Source organism: Anaerocolumna sp. AGMB13025, from assembly GCF_029689925.1.
Taxonomy (GTDB): domain Bacteria; phylum Bacillota; class Clostridia; order Lachnospirales; family Lachnospiraceae; genus Anaerocolumna.
Window position 1 is genome coordinate 1,985,073 of the sequence record NZ_CP121445.1, and the last position, 23,745, is coordinate 2,008,817.

At 37.1% G+C, this 23,745-nt stretch carries 18 protein-coding genes; 17 read left to right on the forward strand and 1 reads right to left on the reverse strand.

Features of this window, described 5'->3' with window-relative positions:
• Positions 1-82 precede the first annotated feature (82 nt).
• The 17 genes from QA584_RS08010 (at position 83) to QA584_RS08090 (ending at position 21,545) form a co-directional block, all read left to right on the forward strand.
• Entirely contained in the window at positions 83-1,261 is a 1,179-nt protein-coding gene (locus QA584_RS08010) for an MGDG synthase family glycosyltransferase (protein WP_278273991.1), read from the forward strand.
• Positions 1,236-1,823: a polysaccharide deacetylase family protein gene (locus tag QA584_RS08015; RefSeq protein ID WP_278273992.1), complete on the forward strand. Its 588-nt coding sequence runs from the start codon at positions 1,236-1,238 to the stop codon at positions 1,821-1,823. Before QA584_RS08010 ends, QA584_RS08015 begins: the two co-directional genes overlap by 26 nt.
• Position 1,824: 1 nt before the next feature.
• Positions 1,825-2,928, forward strand: a complete 1,104-nt coding sequence (locus QA584_RS08020) for a lysylphosphatidylglycerol synthase transmembrane domain-containing protein (protein WP_278273993.1) — start codon at positions 1,825-1,827, stop codon at positions 2,926-2,928.
• Positions 2,928-3,644: a response regulator transcription factor gene (locus QA584_RS08025; protein ID WP_278273994.1), complete on the forward strand. Its 717-nt coding sequence runs from the start codon at positions 2,928-2,930 to the stop codon at positions 3,642-3,644. The genes QA584_RS08020 and QA584_RS08025 overlap by 1 nt, the downstream gene beginning before the upstream one ends.
• Complete coding sequence (locus tag QA584_RS08030; RefSeq protein WP_278273995.1) at positions 3,616-4,935, forward strand: HAMP domain-containing sensor histidine kinase; 1,320 nt, start codon at positions 3,616-3,618, stop codon at positions 4,933-4,935. Before QA584_RS08025 ends, QA584_RS08030 begins: the two co-directional genes overlap by 29 nt.
• A gap of 123 nt (positions 4,936-5,058) precedes the next feature.
• Positions 5,059-5,832: a non-homologous end joining protein Ku gene (ku, locus tag QA584_RS08035; RefSeq protein WP_278273996.1), complete on the forward strand. Its 774-nt coding sequence runs from the start codon at positions 5,059-5,061 to the stop codon at positions 5,830-5,832.
• Positions 5,833-5,835: 3 nt separating this feature from the next.
• Complete coding sequence (gene ligD, locus QA584_RS08040) at positions 5,836-8,391, forward strand: DNA ligase D (protein ID WP_278273997.1); 2,556 nt, start codon at positions 5,836-5,838, stop codon at positions 8,389-8,391.
• A gap of 213 nt (positions 8,392-8,604) precedes the next feature.
• Complete coding sequence (locus QA584_RS08045) at positions 8,605-10,089, forward strand: sensor domain-containing diguanylate cyclase (RefSeq protein ID WP_278273998.1); 1,485 nt, start codon at positions 8,605-8,607, stop codon at positions 10,087-10,089.
• 72 nt (positions 10,090-10,161) lie between these two features.
• Positions 10,162-10,440, forward strand: a complete 279-nt coding sequence (locus tag QA584_RS08050) for a YciI family protein (RefSeq protein WP_278273999.1) — start codon at positions 10,162-10,164, stop codon at positions 10,438-10,440.
• 586 nt (positions 10,441-11,026) lie between these two features.
• Complete coding sequence (locus QA584_RS08055; protein ID WP_278274000.1) at positions 11,027-11,485, forward strand: hypothetical protein; 459 nt, start codon at positions 11,027-11,029, stop codon at positions 11,483-11,485.
• Between the two features lie 32 nt (positions 11,486-11,517).
• Complete coding sequence (locus QA584_RS08060; RefSeq protein WP_278274001.1) at positions 11,518-11,799, forward strand: hypothetical protein; 282 nt, start codon at positions 11,518-11,520, stop codon at positions 11,797-11,799.
• A gap of 95 nt (positions 11,800-11,894) precedes the next feature.
• The gene (locus tag QA584_RS08065; RefSeq protein WP_278274002.1) at positions 11,895-12,182 is read left to right on the forward strand and encodes a hypothetical protein; all 288 of its coding nucleotides are present in this window, start codon (positions 11,895-11,897) and stop codon (positions 12,180-12,182) included.
• 211 nt (positions 12,183-12,393) lie between these two features.
• The gene (locus QA584_RS08070) at positions 12,394-13,269 is read left to right on the forward strand and encodes a hypothetical protein (protein WP_278274003.1); all 876 of its coding nucleotides are present in this window, start codon (positions 12,394-12,396) and stop codon (positions 13,267-13,269) included.
• A 12-nt stretch (positions 13,270-13,281) separates the two neighbouring features.
• A complete protein-coding gene (locus tag QA584_RS08075; protein WP_278274004.1) occupies positions 13,282-14,949 on the forward strand; it encodes an Mbeg1-like protein in 1,668 nt (555 codons plus the stop codon).
• Positions 14,950-15,334: 385 nt separating this feature from the next.
• Positions 15,335-18,736, forward strand: coding sequence for a glycoside hydrolase family 2 TIM barrel-domain containing protein (locus QA584_RS08080; RefSeq protein ID WP_278274005.1), 3,402 nt, complete (start codon positions 15,335-15,337; stop codon positions 18,734-18,736).
• Between the two features lie 603 nt (positions 18,737-19,339).
• Complete coding sequence (locus tag QA584_RS08085) at positions 19,340-19,645, forward strand: PadR family transcriptional regulator (RefSeq protein WP_278274006.1); 306 nt, start codon at positions 19,340-19,342, stop codon at positions 19,643-19,645.
• Positions 19,646-19,655: 10 nt separating this feature from the next.
• The gene (locus QA584_RS08090; protein WP_278274007.1) at positions 19,656-21,545 is read left to right on the forward strand and encodes a DUF4097 family beta strand repeat-containing protein; all 1,890 of its coding nucleotides are present in this window, start codon (positions 19,656-19,658) and stop codon (positions 21,543-21,545) included.
• A gap of 204 nt (positions 21,546-21,749) precedes the next feature.
• Here QA584_RS08090 and QA584_RS08095 read toward each other — a convergent pair whose 3' ends face one another.
• On the reverse strand, positions 21,750-23,489 hold the full coding sequence (locus QA584_RS08095; protein ID WP_278274008.1) for an ATP-binding cassette domain-containing protein: 1,740 nt from the start codon (positions 23,487-23,489) through the stop codon (positions 21,750-21,752).
• Positions 23,490-23,745 lie beyond the last annotated feature (256 nt).

The window sequence follows — 23,745 nt, forward strand, 5'->3', positions numbered from 1 at the left end:
TTAATATTTGTGAAGGGAAAATCTAAATATTCCTCCTACATACTTAATATAAGAGAAATATTAGAAGAGAGGCAGTAGGGGTATGAAAATAATTATTATGACCGGAAGGTTTGGCATGGGACATTTTATGGCAGCCCAGGCGATAAAAAAAATTCTTGACAACAGCCCAGTGGCAGCAGAAATTGAAATAATAGACTGGCTTGAATATGCAACACCTAAATATGCCGGTCAGTTATACCGGCTTTTTGGCTTTGCAGTAAATAATGTAAGTAAATTATATAACCAAAGATATAAATGGTTAGAGAACAAAAGGACAAACCGTAAGCCGGAACTGTATCACTATTTTATGAAACAATTTACAAAATTCTTAATGGAAAAGCAGCCTGATATTATAATTTCGACTTTACCGGTCTGTTCCCAGGTGGTATCCTGGTATAAAGAAAAAATGCAGAGCAACCTGCCTCTGATAACCTGTGTTACAGACATAACAGGACATTCCGAATGGATCAGCCGCAAAACAGATCTGTATTTTGTCGGTTCCGGTATTGTGAAAGAAAAACTTGTAAGTAAAGGTGTACCTCTAAAACAAATCTACATAACAGGAATTCCAGTTAACCCCTTATTTGACAATGTACCTTTGAATAAAACTGATGTCTGTGAACCGAAGAGTAGAAATATATTGGTGATGGGCGGCGGACTCGGTATGCTTCCAGGCAATACAGAGTTTTACGATAACTTAAGTCAATTAACCAATACCAAGGTAACGGTCATAACCGGACAGAATACAGAATTATACGGTAAACTATCCGGACGATATGACAATCTTAAGGCGGTGGGCTTTGTGCATAATGTTTATGAGTACATGAGGGAAGCGGATATGATTGTATCGAAACCAGGGGGTATTACCACATTTGAAGCAATCAATGCGGAAGTTCCTATTATAGCCTTAAATCCAGTTCTCCAGCAGGAGTTATATAATGCCGAGTTCATTCATGAGGTGCAGATTGGTACAGTAATTGAAGGTAATACAAGTGAATGCCTTATAGATATCGAGAGGCTGCTCTTAGATGGGAATCAACTTCGTATCTATAAGGATAATATGAAGAAGTTAAAAAACAAATTTGCAGAAAATAAACTGGACGGTATAGTTATAAGGTTTTTAAAAGAAACGACCTGTCAATTTGGTAGAACGCCGCTGACAGAATATTATGCTTCCGGAAAGGAAATTATTTTGCATGAAAAAGTTAATTTTAACCTTTGATGATGGACCGGATAACAGATATACGGGAGAACTGCTGGATTTATTAAAGCAAGAACAAATAAGGGCAGCTTTTTTTGTAGTTGCAAATAATGCATTACAATGTCCGGAACTTATAAAACGAATGAAAGAAGAAGGTCATACGGTTGGTTTACATTCCCTAGAGCACAGGCATGCTTATCTTTGCGGCTATCATTATATGAAGAGGGACTTTTTAGAAAGCATGAGAATCTTAGAACGCTTCGGCGGCAGAATTCTCTATTATCGTCCGCCCTGGGGGGTAAGGAATCTATTTACAGGTAAGTTTTTAAGGCAATATCAGTTAAAAATGGTATTATGGGATGTTATGGCAGAAGACTGGAAGGGCAGCAGTACACCGGTTATGATTGCAGATAAAATAGAAAAGCGGGTGTTTGACGGAGCTGTCATATGCCTGCATGACGCAGGAGAAAAAAGCGGAGGGGCGAAAGGGGCTCCACGTAATACGATTGAAGGATTAAGGCTCGTAATTCCGAAGTTAAGGAAAGAAGGTTATGAATTTGTGACCCTGGAGGAATTAACTTAACATGAATAAAGATACTAAGGGAAATACGGCGAATAAGAATGCAATAAAGGAAAACGAAGATAATAGTATTGTAGGAATAAAAAGCCAGTTAAAAGCCGTTGGTCTGCTTATTCTTGCGATGCTAATTACAGTATATATATTTCTGAAAGATTATTCCCTTAAGGATTTGATCTACTACTTAAAACAATGTAATCCTTACTGGTTATTGGCAGGATTCTTTCTTATTATGTTTTTTATATTCTGTGAAGGTGTGAATATAAAATTGATTATGAAGGAACTAAACCAGTCAGTAGCGTTTAAAAGATGCCTGGACTATTCCTTTATTGGCTTTTATTTCAGTTCCATTACACCCTCCTCCAGCGGAGGACAGCCGGCACAGATTTATTATATGAAAAAAGACAATTTATCGGTGTCAGATTCGTCTTTAACCATATTTTTTGTTGTATTGGTATATCAGATAGCCATGATTTTAATTGGTGGTATTATGGCTGTTTTTGATTATAAAGTTGCTATGGTAATAGCAGGAAAATTAAAGTACCTGTTGATATTTGGTACAATTACAAATCTGGGATTTGTTTTGGTTTTATTTCTACTTATGTTTTCAAAAAAAACAGTTTCTTTTATTATTGATCTATGTGTTAAAATAGGGTTACGGGTTAAGCTACTGAAAGACCCGGATAAATGGAAAGAACGACTTAATCAGGGTATCACTGCTTATCATGAAAAGGCACTGATTTTAAAGAAACATCCTGTACTATTTGGAAAGGTATTAGTTGTGACCTTCTTTCAGTTAATAGCCTTATGTCTGGTGCCCTATATGGTATACAAAAGCCTGGGGTATGGAGATTACAAACCAGAGGATATGATAACGGCACAATCCTTATTGACCATAGCTGTTTCTACCGTACCCCTGCCAGGATCGGTCGGAGCAGCGGAAGGCGGATTCTTATATGCCTTTGGAATGTTTTTTTCAGACAAAGTAATAACTTTGGCAATGGTTTTAAGCAGAGTAATCAGTTTTTACCTGCCGCTGCTGGTCAGTTTTTTCATTTCCGTTATTATACACGTAAGGACACACGGTAATATTAAAAGAGGTGATACGTAATGGTGGACAATAAAATTAAAATCCTGGTTGCAGATGACGACGAGGATATACGGGAGATATTAGAGATTTTGTTTAAGGCAGAAGGCTTTGAAGTAGTTATGGCTGCGAATGGTATAGAAGCAGTAGATGCTGCCGATGCTTCGGTGGATTTGATTATTTTGGACGTAGCCATGCCTGAAAAGAATGGTTTTTTAGCCTGTAAAGAAATCCGTGAAAAGTCAATGGCACCGGTTTTGTTTTTAACTGCAAAGTCCCAGGTATCCGACAAAGCGGTTGGGTTTTCTGCTGGCGGAGATGATTATCTTTCAAAACCATTTTCCAATGCAGAGCTGATTTACCGGGTAAAGGCCTTGTTAAGGCGCTGTTATCAGTACCAGCCGGTGAAAAGAGAAGAGAATGGTATTTATAAAAAGGGAGCGGTTACCATTAATACCAGTACCAAAACAGTTTCCTTAAACGATCAGCCCATTACTCTGACACCCATTGAATATGATATATTTGAATTAATGGCAAGATATCCTAAAAAAGTGTTCAGTGCACAGAACCTTTACGAGTCAGTATGGAATCAGGATTATTCTTATCTGGAGAATAATATTATTGTGGTACACATAAGTAATTTACGGAAAAAAATTGAAAATGACCCTAAGAATCCGGAGATTATTAAAAGCATGTGGGGAAGAGGATATTATGTGGAGGAATCGGATAAAACCGTCTAAACTGGGCTTTTTGCTGTTTGTGAAGGTAATAATAATAGGAATCATATGTATTGGCTTTTATCTGATATTAATGAACTTTGCAATTATATATATGGATCATATGCGGATAGACATTGATAAATATATGAATCAGATCAGTGAAGCAGCAGAAGATTTTCAGAATTATATCACGGAAAACAAGATTTCCATGGAGGATACTTCTTCTATCAGAGAGTGGGATAAAAAACAAAAGCTGATGTATATCAGACTGGTGGATAATAATAAGGTAATTTATGAAACCATGGATTATATGTCAAAATATATACCTAAGGTTTCCACGGTATATTATGAAACCACCAGAAATGCCTCAAATCAGATTAATTTTTCTGATGGGACAGCTGCTTTATACATTGGGATTTTATATAAACAACGTATTGAACAGCGGATGGATTTTTGTATTGGTGCGGTATGTGTATTATTATTTTGCTTTGCAATCCTGCATGAATTTAAGTTAATTGTTAAAGATATTCTTATCATTGAAAAAGGAATTCATATTCTGGAGAATGGTGAGATGTCATTTTTAATTCATACTAACCGTAAAGATGAAATAGCAGATTTGGCAGACAGCATCAACCGCATGAGCAAGGAACTTGAGTATCAGAAAGAAAAAGAAGGTACCCTACGGCAAAAGAATTATGATTTGGTAACTTCTATCTCCCATGATATTCGGACACCCTTAACTTCGGTAAACAGCTATATCGATTTGATTATGGAAAAGAAATATTCCGACACGACAGAAATGGAACGTTATCTTTCTAAAATAAAAGAAAAGTCTTACATCATTAAAGATCTGACGGATAATCTGTTTAATCATTTTATCAATCAGAGTACGGAGTATGTGCTGAATTACGAAATAGTAACCGGCAATGAATTTATGGCATATCTGTTTCGGAGTCTGGAAGAAGCCTTAAAAGACAAGGGTTACGAGATTAGAACCGAGCAGAATATTCAAGAAGAATTTTTCCTTAAGATAGATGTAATGCAAATTCAAAGGGTATTTAATAATATGGAGGGCAATTTACTAAAATATGCCTTAAAAACCAAGCCGATTACGTATTCGGCTGTGCTGGAAAATAATAGGATTAAAATTAAGGGTATCAACTATATTCTGAATAATAGGAATATAGAAAGTCATGGAGTCGGTATCAATACCTGTCGGGAGATTATAGCCTTGCACTCCGGGGAAATGGAGTGTTACATTGAAGAAGATCAGTTTCAGGTTGTTATATATATTCCTATATACCTTGTTTAACCAGTATCGTGGGCGGTGTATGGTGCCAGGATAAACACTTATACTTTGACAATTTGAACATTTCGATAAACACCGCATACTTATTTTTATATATGGAAACAATAATCCCGGAGGTGTTTCTATATGATATCGCGTAAATCGGTCATAACGTTTGGCATGGTGGCGATTCCAATCGCAATGTACGTAGCCACTCAGGACAATGATATTCATTTTAATCAACTGCATAAAGAAGACAATAGCCGGATCCGATACAAAAAGACCTGTGCTCACTGCGGCAAGGAGATTAAAACTGAAGATATTGTAAAAGGTTATGAGTATGATGACGACAAATATGTGGTCATTACAGACAGTGAAATTGAAAAAATCAAGACGGAAAAAGAAAAATCCATTCAAATCCTGCATTTTGCCCAGTTAAATCAAATTTCCCCCGTTTACTATGACAAAACCTATCAGGCTGCTCCTGAAGCTGGAGGTGAGAAGGCTTTTGAACTGCTTCGATCTGCGCTGATGGGAGAGCAGAAGATAGCCATAGGCAAGACAGTTATGGGGACAAAGGATACGCTGATGGCCATTATTCCCAGAGAAGAGGGTATCCTGATTTCCACCATGTTCTATGCGGAGGATATAAAAGAACTGCAAAAACAGTATACGAAACCCGAAGTTGCCGAGCAGGAGCTTAACATGGCTAAAATGCTGATTAACTCCATGGACACGCCCTTTGATCCGGCCAAGTATAAAGACGAGTATCAGAGTAAGCTCAGGGCACTAATTGAGACTAAAATATCCGGCAAGGAAGTAGTTGCTCCAGAATCAGAAAATGACGGCAAAGTGATTGACCTCATGGAAGCGCTAAGAGCCAGTGTAGAAAAGGCTAAAAAAGAGAAAGAACCGGCGTAGGGTATGACGGATAAGCTCAATAAATACAACGAGAAAAGAAACTTTGACAGAACCCTGGAACCGGAAGGCATGACAGATAGCGGGGAAGAGGGGCTTAAGTTTGTGGTTCAGCACCATTTGGCACGGAGAGACCATTATGATTTCCGGCTGGAATGGGAGGGAGTATTACTTAGCTGGGCAGTACCAAAAGGTCCCTCCTATGATACCCGTGATAAGCGGCTTGCAGTACATGTAGAGGAGCATCCACTGGAATACAGGAACTTTGAAGGAACGATTCCCAAAGGGGAATATGGCGGCGGTGTGGTCATGCTCTGGGATGAGGGATTCTGGGAACCTCTTGGTGATGTTACGGCGGGACTAAGCACAGGTATGCTTAAGTTTGTCTTAAAGGGAAGAAGACTTAAGGGGAAGTGGGCATTGGTCCGGTTAAAAGCAAAAGAGGGTGAAACACAGGATAACTGGCTTTTATTAAAAGAAAAAGATGAGTATGTACAAACCTCAGACGGTATTTCTGAATTTACGACCAGTATACGTACCGGACGGACGATGAAGGAAATTGAAGAAGGGGAAGAGGAAAAGATCACGAAAAACCCTTTTCAAAATGCTGTCGTACAGCTTGCTAAATTAGTGAATGAAGTACCATATGGCGATGACTGGCTCTATGAGTTAAAATACGACGGTTACCGGATACTTAGTTTTATTGAAGGCAATCAGGCCAGACTGATAACCAGAAACGGCAAGGATTATACCAGGCGTTTTTCGGATATTGCCTATTCTCTCATAGATTTTGCAAAAGGGAGGGCGATGATTTTAGACGGTGAAATGACAATTACGGATCTGACTGGAAAAACCGATTTTCAGGCTCTGCAAAGCTATATAAAAAATCCCAAGGGTAAGAATCTAACTTATATTATCTTTGATCTCCTTGCCTTAGACGGTGTGGATATCAGAGAGCAAAGTCTTCTTAACAGGAAAGAAACCCTGGAGGCTTTGATGAAGGATGCTCCAAAAAATCTGTATTACAGCCGGCATATCCGTGGAAGCGGCAAGGAAAGTTTTGCGGCAGCCTGTGAAGCAGATATGGAAGGCATAGTAGGGAAGAAAGCGGATTCCATCTACAGCGGTACCAGAAATGGTGACTGGATAAAACTTAAGTGTGATAAAAGACAGGAGTTTGTCATTGGAGGCTTTACCCTGTCTGATAAGAAAACCATTGGAGTCAGTTCTCTTTTACTTGGAGTCTATGAAGGGGATGAATTAATATACACTGGGCGTGCCGGAACTGGTCTAAGCGAACGTGACGAGAAAGACCTTGTGAAAAAATTCGAGAATATAAAAAGGAGCGAGTCTCCCTTTTTGACCGTCCCCAAGTCGAAAGCAAATGAAAAAATCACCTGGACCCAGCCGGAGCTGGTGGCAGAAATTAAATTTGCAGAGTGGACAAAAGAAAACCTGTTAAGGCAGGCAAGCTATAAAGGTTTAAGAACAGATAAAGCACCAAAAGAAGTGAAGTTTGAAACAGTATATAAGGATAAAGGGCTAGATGAGTTAGAAGTAACAGAGGAAGAATTAGCAGAGGAAGAAGTAACAGATAAAGAAGCATCAGATGAAGAAGCACCAGACGGGAAATTAATAAAGGAAGAATCAATAGACAAAAAAGAGATACCAGATGAGAAAGTATGGAAGTCAATGGATGCAAAGGTTAAGGATATAATAATTCAAGGAGTAAAGATATCAAATCCGGATAAAGTGTTATATGATAATCCAGTAGTTACAAAAGAAGAGGTAATACGATATTACGAAAAAATTGCAGCACGGATGCTCCCTTACGTAAGCCACAGAGTATTAAGTATTGTACGTTGTCCCAAGGGTATAGCACAGACCTGTTTTTTTAAGAAGCATCCGGGTCCGGGCAGCAAAGGCATCGTCGTAATTCCTGTTACGAAAGACAGGGAAACGGAAGAATACTTTTATATTGAGGATACACTAGGGCTTATCTCAGAAGCACAAATGGGTACTCTAGAGTTTCATATCTGGGGAAGTAAGGTTGAGGAACTTGAGAAGCCTGACATGATGGTCTTTGATTTGGATCCGGATGAAGGAATGGATCTTAGTAAGGTACGCCAGGGGGTACGGGATATGAAAAGTATCCTTGCCGAGCTGTCCCTGGATTCCTATCTTAAGACCAGCGGGGGCAAAGGATACCATGTTGTCGTACCGTTAAAGCCAGCTGCTTCCTGGGAGGCTGTCCATGATTTTACGAAGTCGGTAGCGGAAGTAATGGAGAAAAAGTGGCCGGACCGCTATACCAGTAATGTCAGAAAAGCAAAGCGTACCGACAAGATTTTTATTGACTGGATTCGGAATGGAAGAGGTGCTACCAGTGTTGCCCCGTATTCCCTACGTGCCAGAAAAGGAGCCAGGGTATCTATGCCTATCGCCTGGGAGGAACTGGACGTGGTAGCTCCCGACGGAATTGGTATGGAGGAAGCACTAAGTAGGATGAATGGTAATGATCCCTGGAAGGATTTTTTTCGTAATGATCAGAAGCTTCGGTGAGTAACATGTTATTGTTCGCATCACTGCTGTTTTTAGCAGTGGTGTGAATAATAACAGTAACATGAAATGAAACACCAAATTAAGTAAAATAATATTGCCTGACTACTAATAACTATGCTATAATAAAAGGGTGTTTTTTAGCATTCCCCAAGACTGGGAATGCTTTTCTTATATTTGAGCACCAGCAAAAATTGCAATACAAAGGATAATACTATGGGATGGATGCGGGAAGGATTAAAATTGTTGATAAGTCACTCCGGTGCAGATCAAGAAGAGTTTGAGAACTATAACAGTATGCTGGTTTTAAGCAGGATACGGCTGATTTCTCTGGCTGATATTTTCCTGTCCGTTTTTTGGGCATGTATGGATTTGTTAATTGTATATAATGGTGCAGATGAGGTATATAGTATAACGCTTATCCTGTTACATAGTATAAGTATAGCTGTTTCTGTGGCTTTTCTTTTTTTCTACCGCAGGGTGATGGGAAAGAAAGAGCATACGGATTACCGGCTAATAAGCAAGGTTTCAAAGATCTATGTGTTTTTATACATCTTTTTCGGGGCATTTTCATCAATTAATAGTCAAAGATATACCGGGAATATTTATACCTATATTATACTTTCTTTGATCGCAGCAGTTCTTTTTAACTTAAAACCATTATTCATGCTTTTTGCTTTTGGTGTCAATCATTTATTTTTCCTGATTGGAATCAATATTCTATGTCATGATGTTACCTTGCTGCTGGGAAAAGTAATAAACGCAACAATACTTTCTGGTGCAGCTGCCCTTTTGGGGTTTATCTTTTACAGGCATAGGATGACCGAGTTTATGTATCGGAAAAAACTAAAAGAAAATGAAGAGAATTTTAAGAAGCTCTTTTACGTAAATCCTTATCCCGTTTTTATAACAAGACTTAAGGACGGTAAGATAATCGAAGCAAATAAAAGAGCCTGCAGCCTGATGGGAATTAATGCAGAGAATCTGGATCGTTTTAACGGTATTATCCGCTATGTTGATCATAACAGCAGACAGGTCCTGCAGGAAGAATTAGAGGAACATAACAGTACCTTTAACCGGATTGTAGAGTATGACTTTAACGGTAAGCGGATGTGGGTGACAGCCAATTATGAATTAATTGACTATCATGACGAGAAGTGCATCTTAACGGGCATCATGGATATTACCAATATCAGGAGAGCAGAGGAAGAACTATCCCATTATGCTTCTATTGATTCCTTAACAGGAATTTTAAACAGAAGAACGGGTTTTTTATATCTGGAAGAGCTGATTGAAAAAGCAAAAGAAGAATTTCAGGAATTTGTACTTTGTTTTCTGGATATTAATAATCTAAAATATGTCAATGATACCTTTGGTCACAATGAGGGTGACCGTTATATACTTACCTTATGCAATATAATCAAGGAAAAACTAGGGGAAGAAGATATATTTTTCCGTATGGGCGGTGATGAGTTTATCATTATATTTAAAGGCAGGAAGGAAGCTCAGGCCGAAATGATCTGGGACAGGATTAAGAAAGAGTTTGATGAGAGAAATAAACAGGTAGAGTTTACCTATAACATAATGGCGAGCCATGGCTTGTTCTATTATTGTTCAGGTATGGATACTAATTTGGAGCAGATGATAGATAAGGCAGATAAATTCATGTACGAAGAAAAACAACAGTTTAAAAAGGAATAACAGTCAGGTGAAAAATGAGATAAGATATTTAATATGGCTTATCAATTGTATATTATAAAGGAGTAATAATTTATGTATGTATATTTTATGGAGAATAAAAAACCTCTTAATGAGGAACTTATTAAGAGTCATGTAAAGCATTTAAAGAATTTAAAGAGTCAGGGAAAACTTGTGCTTTGTGGACCTTTTACGGATTATCCCGGAGGGATGGTGGTTTTTCTGGCAGAGGATTTAGAGGAGGCTAAGAAGATTGCAGAGGCAGACCCCTTTATAGCCTCCGGGTGTAAATCCTATGAAATCAGAACATTGGAACCTGCAGATGAGGAAAATAATTATTTATTAGAAGAATAACAGTGGTAACCTTAAAATAATGTTAACATTAAGAAATATATTAACAGGATAACAGCAAATTGTAAAAAGACAAGAGAAGGAAAAGTATAAAAATCAAATAAGTATCAAAAAATTACATCAATAAATTACATCAATAAATTACATCAAAAAATTACATTAAAAAAATGAAAAAGTCCTCTTTAAGGAAGATTTTTTCATTTTTTTTTAGATTTTAACTTTTTTCTATTTTATTTATCTGAAATTATTAATTTTTTAAACTCAAAAGAAAAATAAACTATCATATTATAGGTGATATCTGTAAACATAAAAGAACGTAAAACAATCAACATAAAAATCTTTGCGAAACGAAATATTAAACTTTTATGCAGAAAGGAGTAAAAGACCAAGGTGCATTAGGCATGGGAATTTCAAATTAGACCATACCACCATAAAATACTAGTCCTGGAAGACATTTACTTGTTAAAATAGTTTTGGTATAATTTACTTGATGTAATAATTTGTTAATTCTCGTGCTACAATGCAGGTGCTACTGGTATGATAAAGGAAGGGTAGCAGTAATCACTGTAAGAAACGAGAGGATAAAACGATGAGCAGTATAAGTTATTATGAGAATTTAATTACTGAATGTAATGGACGGATTCGGAAATACAAAGAACGGATCGTAGGCTTGGAAGCATTTAAAAAAGAAACTGCTAATGGGTCGGAGATTTTTTCCACGGTGACTGTACAGAGGCGAAACCACATTGACACCTCTTTATCGGATACTGTAAAACATCCCATGGTTCAGAAACTTCATGGTAAAATTTTGCATGCTATTGATAAAGATTATGAAAATTTGGTTTTGGACAATTTTTATGAGATAAAAAATGAAGCAGACAAAGCTATCAGGGAGCTGCGAGAAGCTATCGATGAGGAGAACAGACTAATTTCATCTTATAGAAGTAAAATAGAAGAAATCAGAGAAGAAGAGAGGAGAGAAGCCGAACGAAGAGAATCTGAACGGAGAGAGGCTAAGAGAAGGGAAGCAGGGAACAAAAAGATATAAAGGTAATGATTTTATAGGAAAGGAGATTAACAATGAGTTTAATTGTTGCAGATGAGGAGTTCGAGCGTGGAGCTATAAGAATAAGAGATATGTCGGAAGAACTGAATGAAATCTTTAATACCTATTCAACAATAATACAGAATTTAAAAAAAGAAGGTATATGTGATATTGCTATTGATAATGTACTAACTGCTAAGTTAGATAAATTAATGTCATACGGGAAAGAGTTTAATGAAATTTCTTCATTCTTAGTGAATAAAACTGAGAAATTTTTAGTGGATATTGATGAAGCAGATGCTTATTTATATGATTAAACAGATTAGTCAAAGGATTGAATGATTAAATTCGAAAGCCAGATAAGCTACATAGTTTGTGAACCTGATAGAATGAATCTATAAAGGAGGTACCGATGAAAGTCCTTGAAGAGATAAAAATTGACTTTAATAAAATAGAGGAAGAAATTACTAAATTGCAGCAGCTGCAGGTTAGGGCAGTTACTTGCAGTAGTGTAAAATTTGACATGCCGTTAAGTAAAGGAGAGCCAAAAGACGTACTGCTTGATGCTTATGAATCCATGTCATCATTTGCCGGAACGATTGCTATTATGCTGAAAGATATCATTAATGATCTTAATTATACAAAAGAAAGGATGAAGCAGGAAGATAACCTGCTTGCTAGTAAAATGACTCATAATTAAATGTTTTACATAAATGTAGAAACTTAAATTGAATAAGAGTAGAATATGTACTTTTGATAGTTTAATGACTATCCCTGAGAGGTTTGTCATCCATGGTTGCTTAATTAGGAGGAATGAAACTGCAATAATTTGAGAGTTATTTCAACTAAGAATAGGTCAATAAATTGTCAAAACTCAGGATAGATAATCCGAAAGGGGTAATAAAGATAAGATGAAAAAGTGGGTAAGGGATATAGGAATAATGTTAATGATTGTATTGTGTACAGGTTGTAATGGAAATTCTGCTCAGCAAGCGGACCTTTCAAAACAAAGTAACAAGAAAGCAGAAGTTCAAACAGATGGTGAAAAAACAGCCGAAGATAAACAAAGTAACAAGGAAACAGAAAATCAATCAGAAGGGGAGAAAACGAAGATGACTGCTCAGCAAGAAGAAGTTTTTCGTTCTTATGGATTATCAAATGAAGAAATAGAAAAAATGAAAAAAGAAGGTCTAGATTATAAAGAACAAAGCTTTGCCGATACTGCCATTATGATGTTGAATTACCTGGAACATAAATATAGTGAAAAATTTACGGTAGTTGGAGGAGATATCCCAGGGATTTTTTCACATGAATATTGGATTACGGCAGAAGCCCTTGATGGAGAACATGCGGGAGAAAAGTTCGATGTTTATTATTTGGGAGAGAGAGGTTACAAAGATGGCTATATCACACTATTAAAACAAGAGGAAGCATGTGAAGCATTAAAGAAATTAATACAGAGTAAGTTTAGAGATGTTTTGATATTTCCATCTCTTTCAGGTGAATATGGAGATGAAATAGCTCTTGCTGATACAGGGGAAGAGATGTTAAAAAAAGTCGAATTTGGTTACAATATAATTATAACCAGTTCGGTTACTTCAGAAGAAAAATTTCATGAAATCGCTGATTCAATTGCTAAGCTGTTAGAGGATAATGGGGTATCATCCAGTGGTGGCGTGCGTTATTTAAAAGGTACGATAGATCCCGATCTGTCCGTTGAGGATTTCAACTTATTACTGGAGAATGATTCTTTTCAGTGGAATGATTATATTAGCACAGTAAGATAGAGGGGGTATCATATGGCTGAGTTAAAGGATGAGGAATTATTGTTTTTAAGTAACCTTATGCATATGAGGAGAGAAGAAGTTTATGACAGTAAGACGAACCAATATCTGGATGTATTTAAAGATATATGGGATGACAAGCAGAAAAATATGACGATAGGTGCTATTATAAAAAATATTGATACAACGAAGCTACGTCAAAAACCGCTTAACGAGCATCTATTTGATGGTGAAATATCCGGAGCTGAATGGGCGGATATGTTAGATTCCATGAAGAAGTCCGATGTCTGTGAACTGAAACTAAAGGATGTTGATTTTGATGGCAAAAAAGCTTTAATAACATATTTTACGGATAAAGAAGGCAAGGCATATGTAGTGTTTCGAGGAACTGGTGCCGGAGAATGGGAGGATAATTTTCTTGCAGGAGCTGTGGCAGATACCGAACAGCAAAAGAAAGCACTTGATTATATAAACAGCCTTGGTGCCGATCATATTACGGTTGTGGGGCATTCAAAAGGCGGCAATAAGGCAAAGTATGTGGCTTTGTTATCTGATAAGGTAGACCGATGTGTAGCTTTTGATGGTCAGGGCTTTTCGAAATTTTTTATTGAAAAGTATCAGGACCGAATAGAAGCAAATAAACATAAAATTACCTGTTATGCCTTAGACAACGATTTTGTAAATATTCTTCTTTATGATATATATAATAAAAAGCACTATATTGAAGGAAATAGTATCGGTAGCTTTATAGAAAATCATAGCCCTAACTCATTGTTTCATTTTACTTATACGGGGGAAGGTAAGGTAAACGGATTCGAATTAAAAAAGGGAGAACAGTCAGATGCCATGGCTAAATTACATTCCTTTGTTAATTATGTGGATTCTACCGTGCCAGATAAAGACAGAGATTCATTATTTACATTTCTAGGTAATGTTGCAGCAATGGGGTTAGGCAGGAAACCAGATGATTACAAAAATAAATATACTTCAAATGAAATATTAGATTATTTAGCAGCAGAAGAAAATTCCGAGGAATTAGGATTGCTAATTAATTATATCATCAAGTATGAGGAATATAATGAAGGAATAACCGATGTGATTTTTGATATTATGGATAGCCTTGGCATGGCCAATATTACGAAATGGCTGCGGAAGTTAGAAGATTGGGTCGGAGCGGAAAATCTTCTGAAGAAAATCTTAAAAAGCAAAAAACAAATCAATTGGATCCTTAATTTATTGAAGGCACCTGATAACATAAAAAAATTGGTTAACAATATAATAAAAGGTTATGAAAGCAAAAAGGATGAGGTAAAAGAAGCAACCGTAAAAAATACGGCTAATTATAATATGAATGCAAACGATAACCTTCGTGACTACTCCCAGGAGAAAAGAGAATTGCTATTAAAGCTGACGGACTCAGTCGCCAATGAAAAACCATATGATATCAGTAAATGGGATGTTTGGTATCGGTTTGAGGACTGGTTAGGATTGCTGAATATTGACCGATATAAGAATAAAATCAATGAATACTATGAAAAAGTTATTGATATTAACGGGACAAGCCATAAGCAGATGCTTCAGATCTTTGATAAAATAGATCAGGTTGTCACCGATTATAAAGCAACTATGACAACGGAGATTGGTAAATTAAATGGATTGAATGAAAAGATATTAGGTTTGTAATGGGACAATTTGAAAACCGGATATGAATATAACATCTTAATCAGGTAACCTTATACTATTTCCTAATTCGTTGATAGAGGGTGAAATATCTGCCAACCGAACAATAGATTTTTAACGATATTGACAAAAGATTAATAAGAAAGGTCTGATTGAGAGTGATACGGTAAAAAGAATTAGTCTTTAAGTACCTACTGAAATAAAAATATGTAATAAAACCCGGTATTTATGAATATGGAAAAGAAGAACCTTTTATTGTCCTCTTATCCAGATAAATACTCCGTTATGAAGTGTTTTAATTCCATGAGTGTGAGACTTTTTTCTGCGGCACGAGGACATAAGGTCATAAATAATTAAAATTATGTCCTGGAGGAAAGAGGAAAATACTTTGAAAAACCGCATAAAAAAACCGGATTGGGAAAATCCAGAGGTAATCGGACGTAACAAAGAGGACGGTCATGCACTGGCACCAGTTTATGAAAGTGAAGAGGAAGCTTTATCCTTTGCAGCTCCGATTTACCGGTATTCACTTAATGGTGAGTGGAAATTTTATTATACCCTTGGAGACTCCTTACCACCTGATTTTGAAACCAGTGGCTTTAACGATACGGACTGGGACACGATTTTAGTTCCAATCGTATGGCAGTTACAGGGCTATGGAACTCCGTATTACTACGCGAATTCCTATCCACAGGCTATGGATACCCGTAAAAGAAGAATCCCTACTATTAGCCGTGAGTTACAGGAAACAGGAATATACAAAAGATCTTTTACTCTGCCAGAGAATTTTAAAGAACACGAGGTTTTTTTGCATTTTGGAGGTGCCAAAGCAGCTCTGGAGGTGTATCTTAATGGCACTTATGTGGGGTTTTCAAAAGGTTCTATGACACCTCATGAATTTGATGTGACTCCTTATCTTACCCTAGGGGAGAACCAGCTGACGGCAGTAGTTTGGCGCTACTCTGACGGAACCTATCTGGAAGATCAGGACATGTGGTTTTTTAGCGGACTCTACCGGGAAGTATATCTGTATGCCGAGCCAAAAACCTGCGTACGGGATTTTTATATGAAAGCCGATGTAGATGAAGCTTATGTGGATGCCAAGGCGTTACTTAACCTTACAGTTAGAACCTTTAAAGGTACGGAAGCTGTCACCGTCCGGGCTTCTATTCCGGCACTGGGCGTGTTCTTTCCTGTACAGGAGTTGGTGGTTACTGATAATATCCAGCTTGATTTACATGGTTTTGTTCCATCTCCTAGAAAATGGAGCCATGAGCAGCCTGCACTTTATACCATACTTATTGAATGGAGCTGCAACGGTCATACTTACTATAAGTCTTTCCGGTATGGTTTTAAGAAAATTGAAATCCGAGAAAATCTTCTTCTGCTAAACGGTAAAAGATTAATTATACATGGTATCAACCGTCATGATTTTGATCCGGACACCGGCTGGACCTTGAAACCAGAACGCTACCATGAAGATCTTAGGATTATGAAACAACTGAACATAAATGCAATCCGTACTAGTCATTATCCGAATGATCCCATGCTTTATGAGCTTTGTGATGAGTATGGCATATTAGTAATGGATGAAGCAGAGGTAGAATCCCATGGAGTGAGAAAAAAGCTGCCCCGTTCCCAGATCCGATGGAGTAAAGCCTGTATTGATCGTATGGAACGGATGCTCCTTCGGGACAGAAACCATGCCTGCATCTTTTTTTGGAGTCTTGGCAATGAGGCAGGCAGGGGAAATACGTTTACTAAAATGCGTCTTGCGGCCCAGAAACTGGATGATACCAGACCGTTTCATTATGAAGGAGAATACAGTAAGCGAAGCAGTGATGTGATCAGCCGGATGTATCCTACGGAAAAGGTATTTAAACGACTGTGTAAGAAACAGCATGTGGGAAAGTCAAATAATCCGTTTATCAGACTTGCTTCGGATGATAAATCCATCTCTGCAAAACACTATAAAGGAATGCCGGTATTGCTTTGTGAGTATGCACATTGTATGGAAAACAGCCTGGGTAATTTAAGTTTCTTTACAGAAGGGTTTCAAAAATATGCCCATATGTGCGGGGGATTTATATGGGATTTTGCAGATCAGACCATCCGTAGAAGAGATTCCGAAGGGGAGCAGTGGCTTTATGGAGAGGATTTTAAAGAACAATACAGCAAAAAAGGCTTTAAGCCGAAATTCCTTACCGGCAGCAACGGATATTTCTGCGCCAACGGCATTGTTACAGCAGACCGGAAGTTTCATCCCGCGGCCTATGAAGTAAAGAAATGTTATCAGTCAATACAGGTGGAACTTAAGGATACGGCAAAAGGTTTATATGACATCGTCAATAATCAAATGTTCCGGGATTTGTCCGATTACCGGCTGTTCATAAAAATCGAATACGATGGTGAATTGGTGAAAGAAGAGGAGATACCGGCGGTGGTTTATGAACATACGCCGCCTCAGAGCAGTACCAGGATATGCGTAAAGCCCATTGCGGAATTCCTTGATCAGGGTGAAATAATAATTACCTTTCACTGGTTACTTAAAAATACAAAAAGGTGGGCTGGGGCTGGATATGAGCAAGCTTTCAGCCAGTTCATCATAAGGGACGCCGTGAGGGAGCAGGAAGCAATCGAAGAAGGGTCTTATGAAACAGGGTCTTATGAAACAGATGAGTATACAGAATTAAAAGCAAAAAGAAAACCGGTTGAAAAAACGGAACAGAATCCGGAAGAAAAACCTGAAAGGTATCTGGTTGAAAAAAGAGGAAAGGATCCGACAGAAAAATCTAAAAGGTATTCAGCAGAAAAAACTAAAAAATATACGGCAGGAAAACCTGAACAGAATCCGGCAGAAAAAATTGAAAGGAACCCGGATAAAATAACGGAAGGAATGCTTGATATGGAACAACAGGATAACCTACTGCGGGTGAAAGGAGATACCTTTGCTTATACCTTTGAAAAAGGTACTCCATTATCTATATTAGCTTTCGGAGAAGAATGTTTAGAGCAGCCCATTACTCCTAATCTTTACAGGGCCCTGACGGATAATGATTTAGGTATAGCTAATTTCTTTCCTTTTTTGCGGCGGTTTATCAGCGGTTTTAAGTGGATTAGGGCACAAAAGAAGCAGTATGTTAAAAGGTGGGAAGTGAGGAAAGAAGGACGCCGCTGCATTGTTATGGCAAAATGGCATCATCCCATGTGCAGAGTGCTGACTACAGAATATGAGGTATTTCCAGATGGCGCCATGAAGCTGTCATTAACAGTGCGGTCAAAGCATAAAAACCTGATGCGTATTGGGGTAAAGCTGGTGCTGCCGGAAGCCTTTGACAAAATAATCTGGTACGGCAGAGGACCCCATGAGTGTTATCCGGATCGAAAAAGCAGTGCCCGTATTACAACCTATGAGGCTGATGTAGATGAACTGGAACATAGATATATCAGACCCCAGGAAAATGGAACCCGCCTTGATGTCAGAAATCTAACAATATTTTCACCAAGACGCTGCCTGTTTGTACAGGGTCATAAGGGAAGACTCTTTCTTTTCAGTGCCTGGCATTACAGCCAGGAGGCATTGGAAGAGGCGGTACATATTCATGAACTTAAGAAAGAGCCTTTTACTACTCTTAATATTGACGGAGAAATGTGCGGTGTAGGTGGTGATTTACCGGGAATAGCAGCCACTCACAAAGAGTATCGATTAGCAGCAAAAAAGACATTTATGGCGGCAGTTACAATTAGTTTCGGAGTGACAACGAATAAAATACTTCATAAAACTGAATAAATGATAGAACTTAGGGAATGAATAAGGCTTATTAAGAATTATGAAAGGCTGGCAATGTCAGATGTAATACATATATTTATGCATTTTTTGGATGATAAATAAAATATAATGGTATAAGGGACATGGAGAACGTTCATGTCCTTTTTCTATAGGATGGAAGCTGAATCTGCTTTGTTTAACTGATATTTGCTTTAGCTGTTGCTTTGCGTTACCTGTGATAAATCAGAAAAATAAATTAAAAAAATATAAAAAAACAATTATATTATAAATACTATGTTGCATTATATAATAGTTAGTGATATTATATATTAAAAGATGAATTATAGTAATGATTATAATTCGTCTTTCAGGAAAATAAAGACTGCAAATTATGAAAATGATGTAAACCAAAAATACTGCAAAGTAAAGTAAGAAAAAGCCGTAAAGTAAGAAAACGTCATAAATTAAAAAATGACGTAAATCAAGAAATACTCTAAATCAAGAAATACTGTAAATCAAGAAATGCTGTAAATCATGAAATACTGTAAATCAAGAAATGCTGTAAATCAAGAAAAGCTGCAAATCAAGAACATGTTTGCGATATAAACAGAAAGGAGTTGACTTATGAACGCTCAATACAAAAAAGGTGTATTAGAATTATGCGTGCTATCTAAATTAGTTGAAGCAGACCGATATGGATATGAATTAACAGAAGCCATATCAAAACAAATGGTGATTTCAACAGGAACCCTATATCTTATTTTAAAACGCTTAAAGGATGATGCCTACGTAGAAACTTATTTAGTAGAGTCCGGCGGAGGTCCCGCAAGAAAATATTATCATCTGACGGAAAAAGGAAGAACCTATCAGGCAGCACAAAAGAAAGAATGGCTGGATTTTATAGAAATAGTACAAGATATTATAGAATAGGAGGATGGATATGAATAAGACAGAGTATTTAAACGCATTAAAAACAGCATTAAAAGATACCGATAAAAGCGTAATTGAGGAAATAGTGTCTGATTACGAAGAACATTTTCAAATAGGTATGGAAAACGGAAAAAGTGAAGAACAAATCTGTGAGGATTTGGGTGCAATCGAGGATCTGGTAGAGGAAATAAAGGAAGTATATCATACCGACCAAAAAGAAAATAAAAGAGAAAATAAAGAATCAGATGAAAATGAAGAGAATAATAAGAATAACAAATTTAAAGACTGGTATTCAAGCATCCACAACCTAGATAGTGAAAAACTTGGTGATGCAATTAATAGTGCACTAGATTCTGCTGGTGATGCCATCAGTAAAATAGATGTTAATGAGATCAGCCGTACCTTAAAAAGTACCTTTGACCACGCTACCACCTCCTTTAATAACTTCGCCGACAACATTAAAAATCAGGGATTTGGTCCATTTGAAGGCAATAAGAGAAATGCAGAAGGTTATCAGGAAAATGTATCAAAAAGTTATGAATACGAAGAAACAGAAGAGACAAATAAAAATGATGTGAGCTTTGAGGCAGAGTCAGAAGCAGCTGATAATAATGACACGGAGTTTAAGACAGAAGAGTCTGATAATAGTGACATGAGTTTCAAGACAGGGACAGAAGAGTCTGATAATAGTGATATGAGTTTCAAGGCTGGGACAGAAGAGTCTGATGATAGTAACATGAATTTTCATACAGAAACAGAAGCTCAGGATGAAAATCATCAAGATATCAAAACAGAAGCTTCAAACAGTGAGGAACCGACAGCAAAACCCACAGAAGATGAGACGGAAACTAAAAAAGGAACCCGCAAAGGCTTAAATCTGGTGGTAGACGGCATATGTGCTGATATCATAGTTAAAGAATCTGCCGATGGAAAATTAAATATCAGTTATGAAAATAACGGGAATGAAAAACAGAGACAGATGTATGAGTTCTACAGCTATAAAGAAGGAACCACTGTTTATGCGGGAATCCGAAGGGTTGGAAAAGCCGTATTTTTGTTCAATTTTAATGATCATTCAATTCATATCAATGTAGAACTACCAGATTATATGAAAGACATAAATCTTAAAACTGCCAGTGGTAATATTAAACTTTCCAATGCAACTGCAGACCGAATTATTACATCTACCGCCAGTGGGGATGTTTTAAGTGAACGGATTAATACAACAGAATTGCGAATCAAAGGTTCCAGCGGAGATATCAGGTTGGAAGAGATAAACAGTAATCAAATAAATGCCGGAACCATGAGCGGTGATATTACGGTAAATAACCTGTCAGCAAAGTTTTTATCCTTAAAAAGTTCAAGTGGTGATATTGGAGCGAAGAATATAAAAGCTGATGTAATTGATTGCAAGCCCACCAGCGGTCATCTGAAAATGGATATGGTGGAAGCGGGTGAATGTCAAATCAGAAGTACCAGCGGTGATATTAATATCCATGAATTTACGATGAACAACGCTGATATCAGCAGTATAAGCGGAACGATAAAAATCCCCCAGATAATTGGAGATGGCTTAAGAGTAACCAGTGTAAGTGGTGATATATCTGCTGCGGTCAATGTTAAGAGGTGTCATGCAAGTTCAAAAAGCGGGGATGTTGACATACTATGCAGGGGGGATATTATATTAGAGTCCAGCAGCACCAGCGGAAATATCAATATTACTTTGAAAAACTACAATCACGGCTATACTGTTAAATCAAAAACTATCTCTGGGGCCTTCTATATTAATTACGACAACCAGCATCAGAGGAATCTAAAAACGGGAAGTTATGCCTATGGCAGTCAGGGAAGTGAACTGGATTTGAATTCAGTGAGCGGTGATATTCATTTAGCGGATTAAAAAAACAAAATAGGACACTAAAAAAAGTGTAAACATAAAACCTGTTTCTAAGTCTTATATCTACACTTATACAGTACCATGGGGTGCCGAAAAATTCAAAGAATAACTTATCTGGGAGAGAATAAAGATTATATTTTTACAAAATATAACCCTTATTCTCTCCCAGCTTCTATATCCTATAGTTTTGCGACAGCCTCGTTTTACTTAAAGCAACTTAATCAGATCTTCTAATTCTTTTGATAAAACTTTAGCCAGTTCAAAATCAGTATCCTTTAAAGCTAATTCGATTTTGGTTTCAACTGCTTTTTTCTTCTGTTCATTTTCTAAATAATCCTTATCAAAATGACCAGCATAAATCATCTTTCTGAACTTTCGCATGCTCATTTTCCGAATTGTCTTATCTTCAATCAGTAAAACATAATCCATACAGTTTACAATAGAATAAAAATCATGGGAAATCATCAAAATTGCACCGTTATAGTTTTCAATAGCTTTCTCCAGGGCAAGTTGTGAATAAGTGTCTAAATGACTGGTTGGTTCATCAAGTAATAACAGGTTTGCGTTTCCTGCTGAAATTTTTGCTAATTGAAGGATATTTTTTTCGCCGCCGGATAAGGAGCTTATCTTTTGGTTTATGGCTTCTTCTTCAAAACCAAAAGAAGTAATATAGGAGAGAATCTCTTCATAGGTTTTAAAACCTGCCTCCAGAAACTCTTCATATATTGTCCCTGTTTCCTTAAGCATTTCGCCTTGAAGCTGAGATAAAAAAGCCATTTCGGTTTCTGAATTGACCTCGATGGAGGCTTGCTTATTTTTATAAATATCACGGAGTAAAGTTGTCTTACCAGTGCCATTTGGACCGATTAGAGCAGCTTTGTCAGTGGACTTAAGCTCAAAGTTAACATGTTCTAAAAGTATCTCATCAAAAGCAGCCTTGTAATCCGTGACTTTTAAAGCAGTGGCTTCCCCTATTTCTTTATCAGTAGCAAAACGGATTGCCGGCTGTTTAATGGTTACAAAAGGTGCTTTAATTCTGCGGGCTTCCAATCTTTCACGGATTTTAACTCTGGCATTTAAGGATTTTCCTCTGGCAGCCTCTGCATTGCTGGTTGCAGCTGCTCTGAGCTTATCGATTAAGAGGTCATTTCTTTCAATTTCTAATGTATCTGCGATGGACAGTTCCTGTAATTCTATTTTAGTTTGAAGTAAGGAGAAGTTGTAATCGATGTATCGTCCATTAAACTCTTGAAGCTCCCTGTTTTCAAGGTGAATGATTTTGTTAAAACAATGGTTTAACAAAAACCTGTTATGTGTAATAACTAAGAGAATACCTTTGTAAGAATTAATTAGATTTTTCAGAGAATTCAGGTTTTCAAAATCCAAGAACACATCGGGTTCATCCATAATCATTAAGTCCGGACCGGTCAGCATTTCCTTTATTACCTGAATTAATTTGAATTCCCCGCCGCTGAGTTTTGAAACCGGCAGATTTTCATGTCTGCTTAAGTTAGCCAGACCCAGGTTTTTATTTATGCGGCTTTCGAAATCATCTCCGCCGATTGCACAAAAAGCGTCGAAAGCTTGTTGATACTGTTCCATTAAGGCATCAATATCTGTTGCAGTTTCCATTTCAGTACATATAGAGGTTATTTCATTTTGCTGCTTAATAAATTCTTCCCCTAAATACTGGGAAACCGTAACCTCACTTGTTTGATCCAGTCTGGAAAACTGGCTGACATATCCAATTCTGCAATTTTCAGGTATCTCTATCTTTCCCTCGTATAAATAGCTTTCAGTATCCATAAGGATATCAATCAACGTACTTTTACCGCTGCCGCTTGTTCCGATAAAGGCACAGTGCTGCCCTTCTTCTAACGTAAATGATATCTTATTATATAAATCCTTTTGCGGAAATGAGTAGGATAAGTTTTCAACTTTTATCATAAGAACCTCCATCTGCTGCATTCACAGCGAATAACCTTTTTGTATCAGTAAAAAAAAGAGCCTAAAGAATAAGCCCTTAAATATAGTAGCTTTCCAATTGTTGCAATTCAATTTACTTTTATATATATAAACCAATCTTTCAAGTTTACCATAGGTAGCATAACATTTTTTATGACTAATTTCAATCATTTCATCGTTTCACATATTGGTTTTATAGAAGTTCATATTGATTGCAACCGTTTATATGCACTAATTG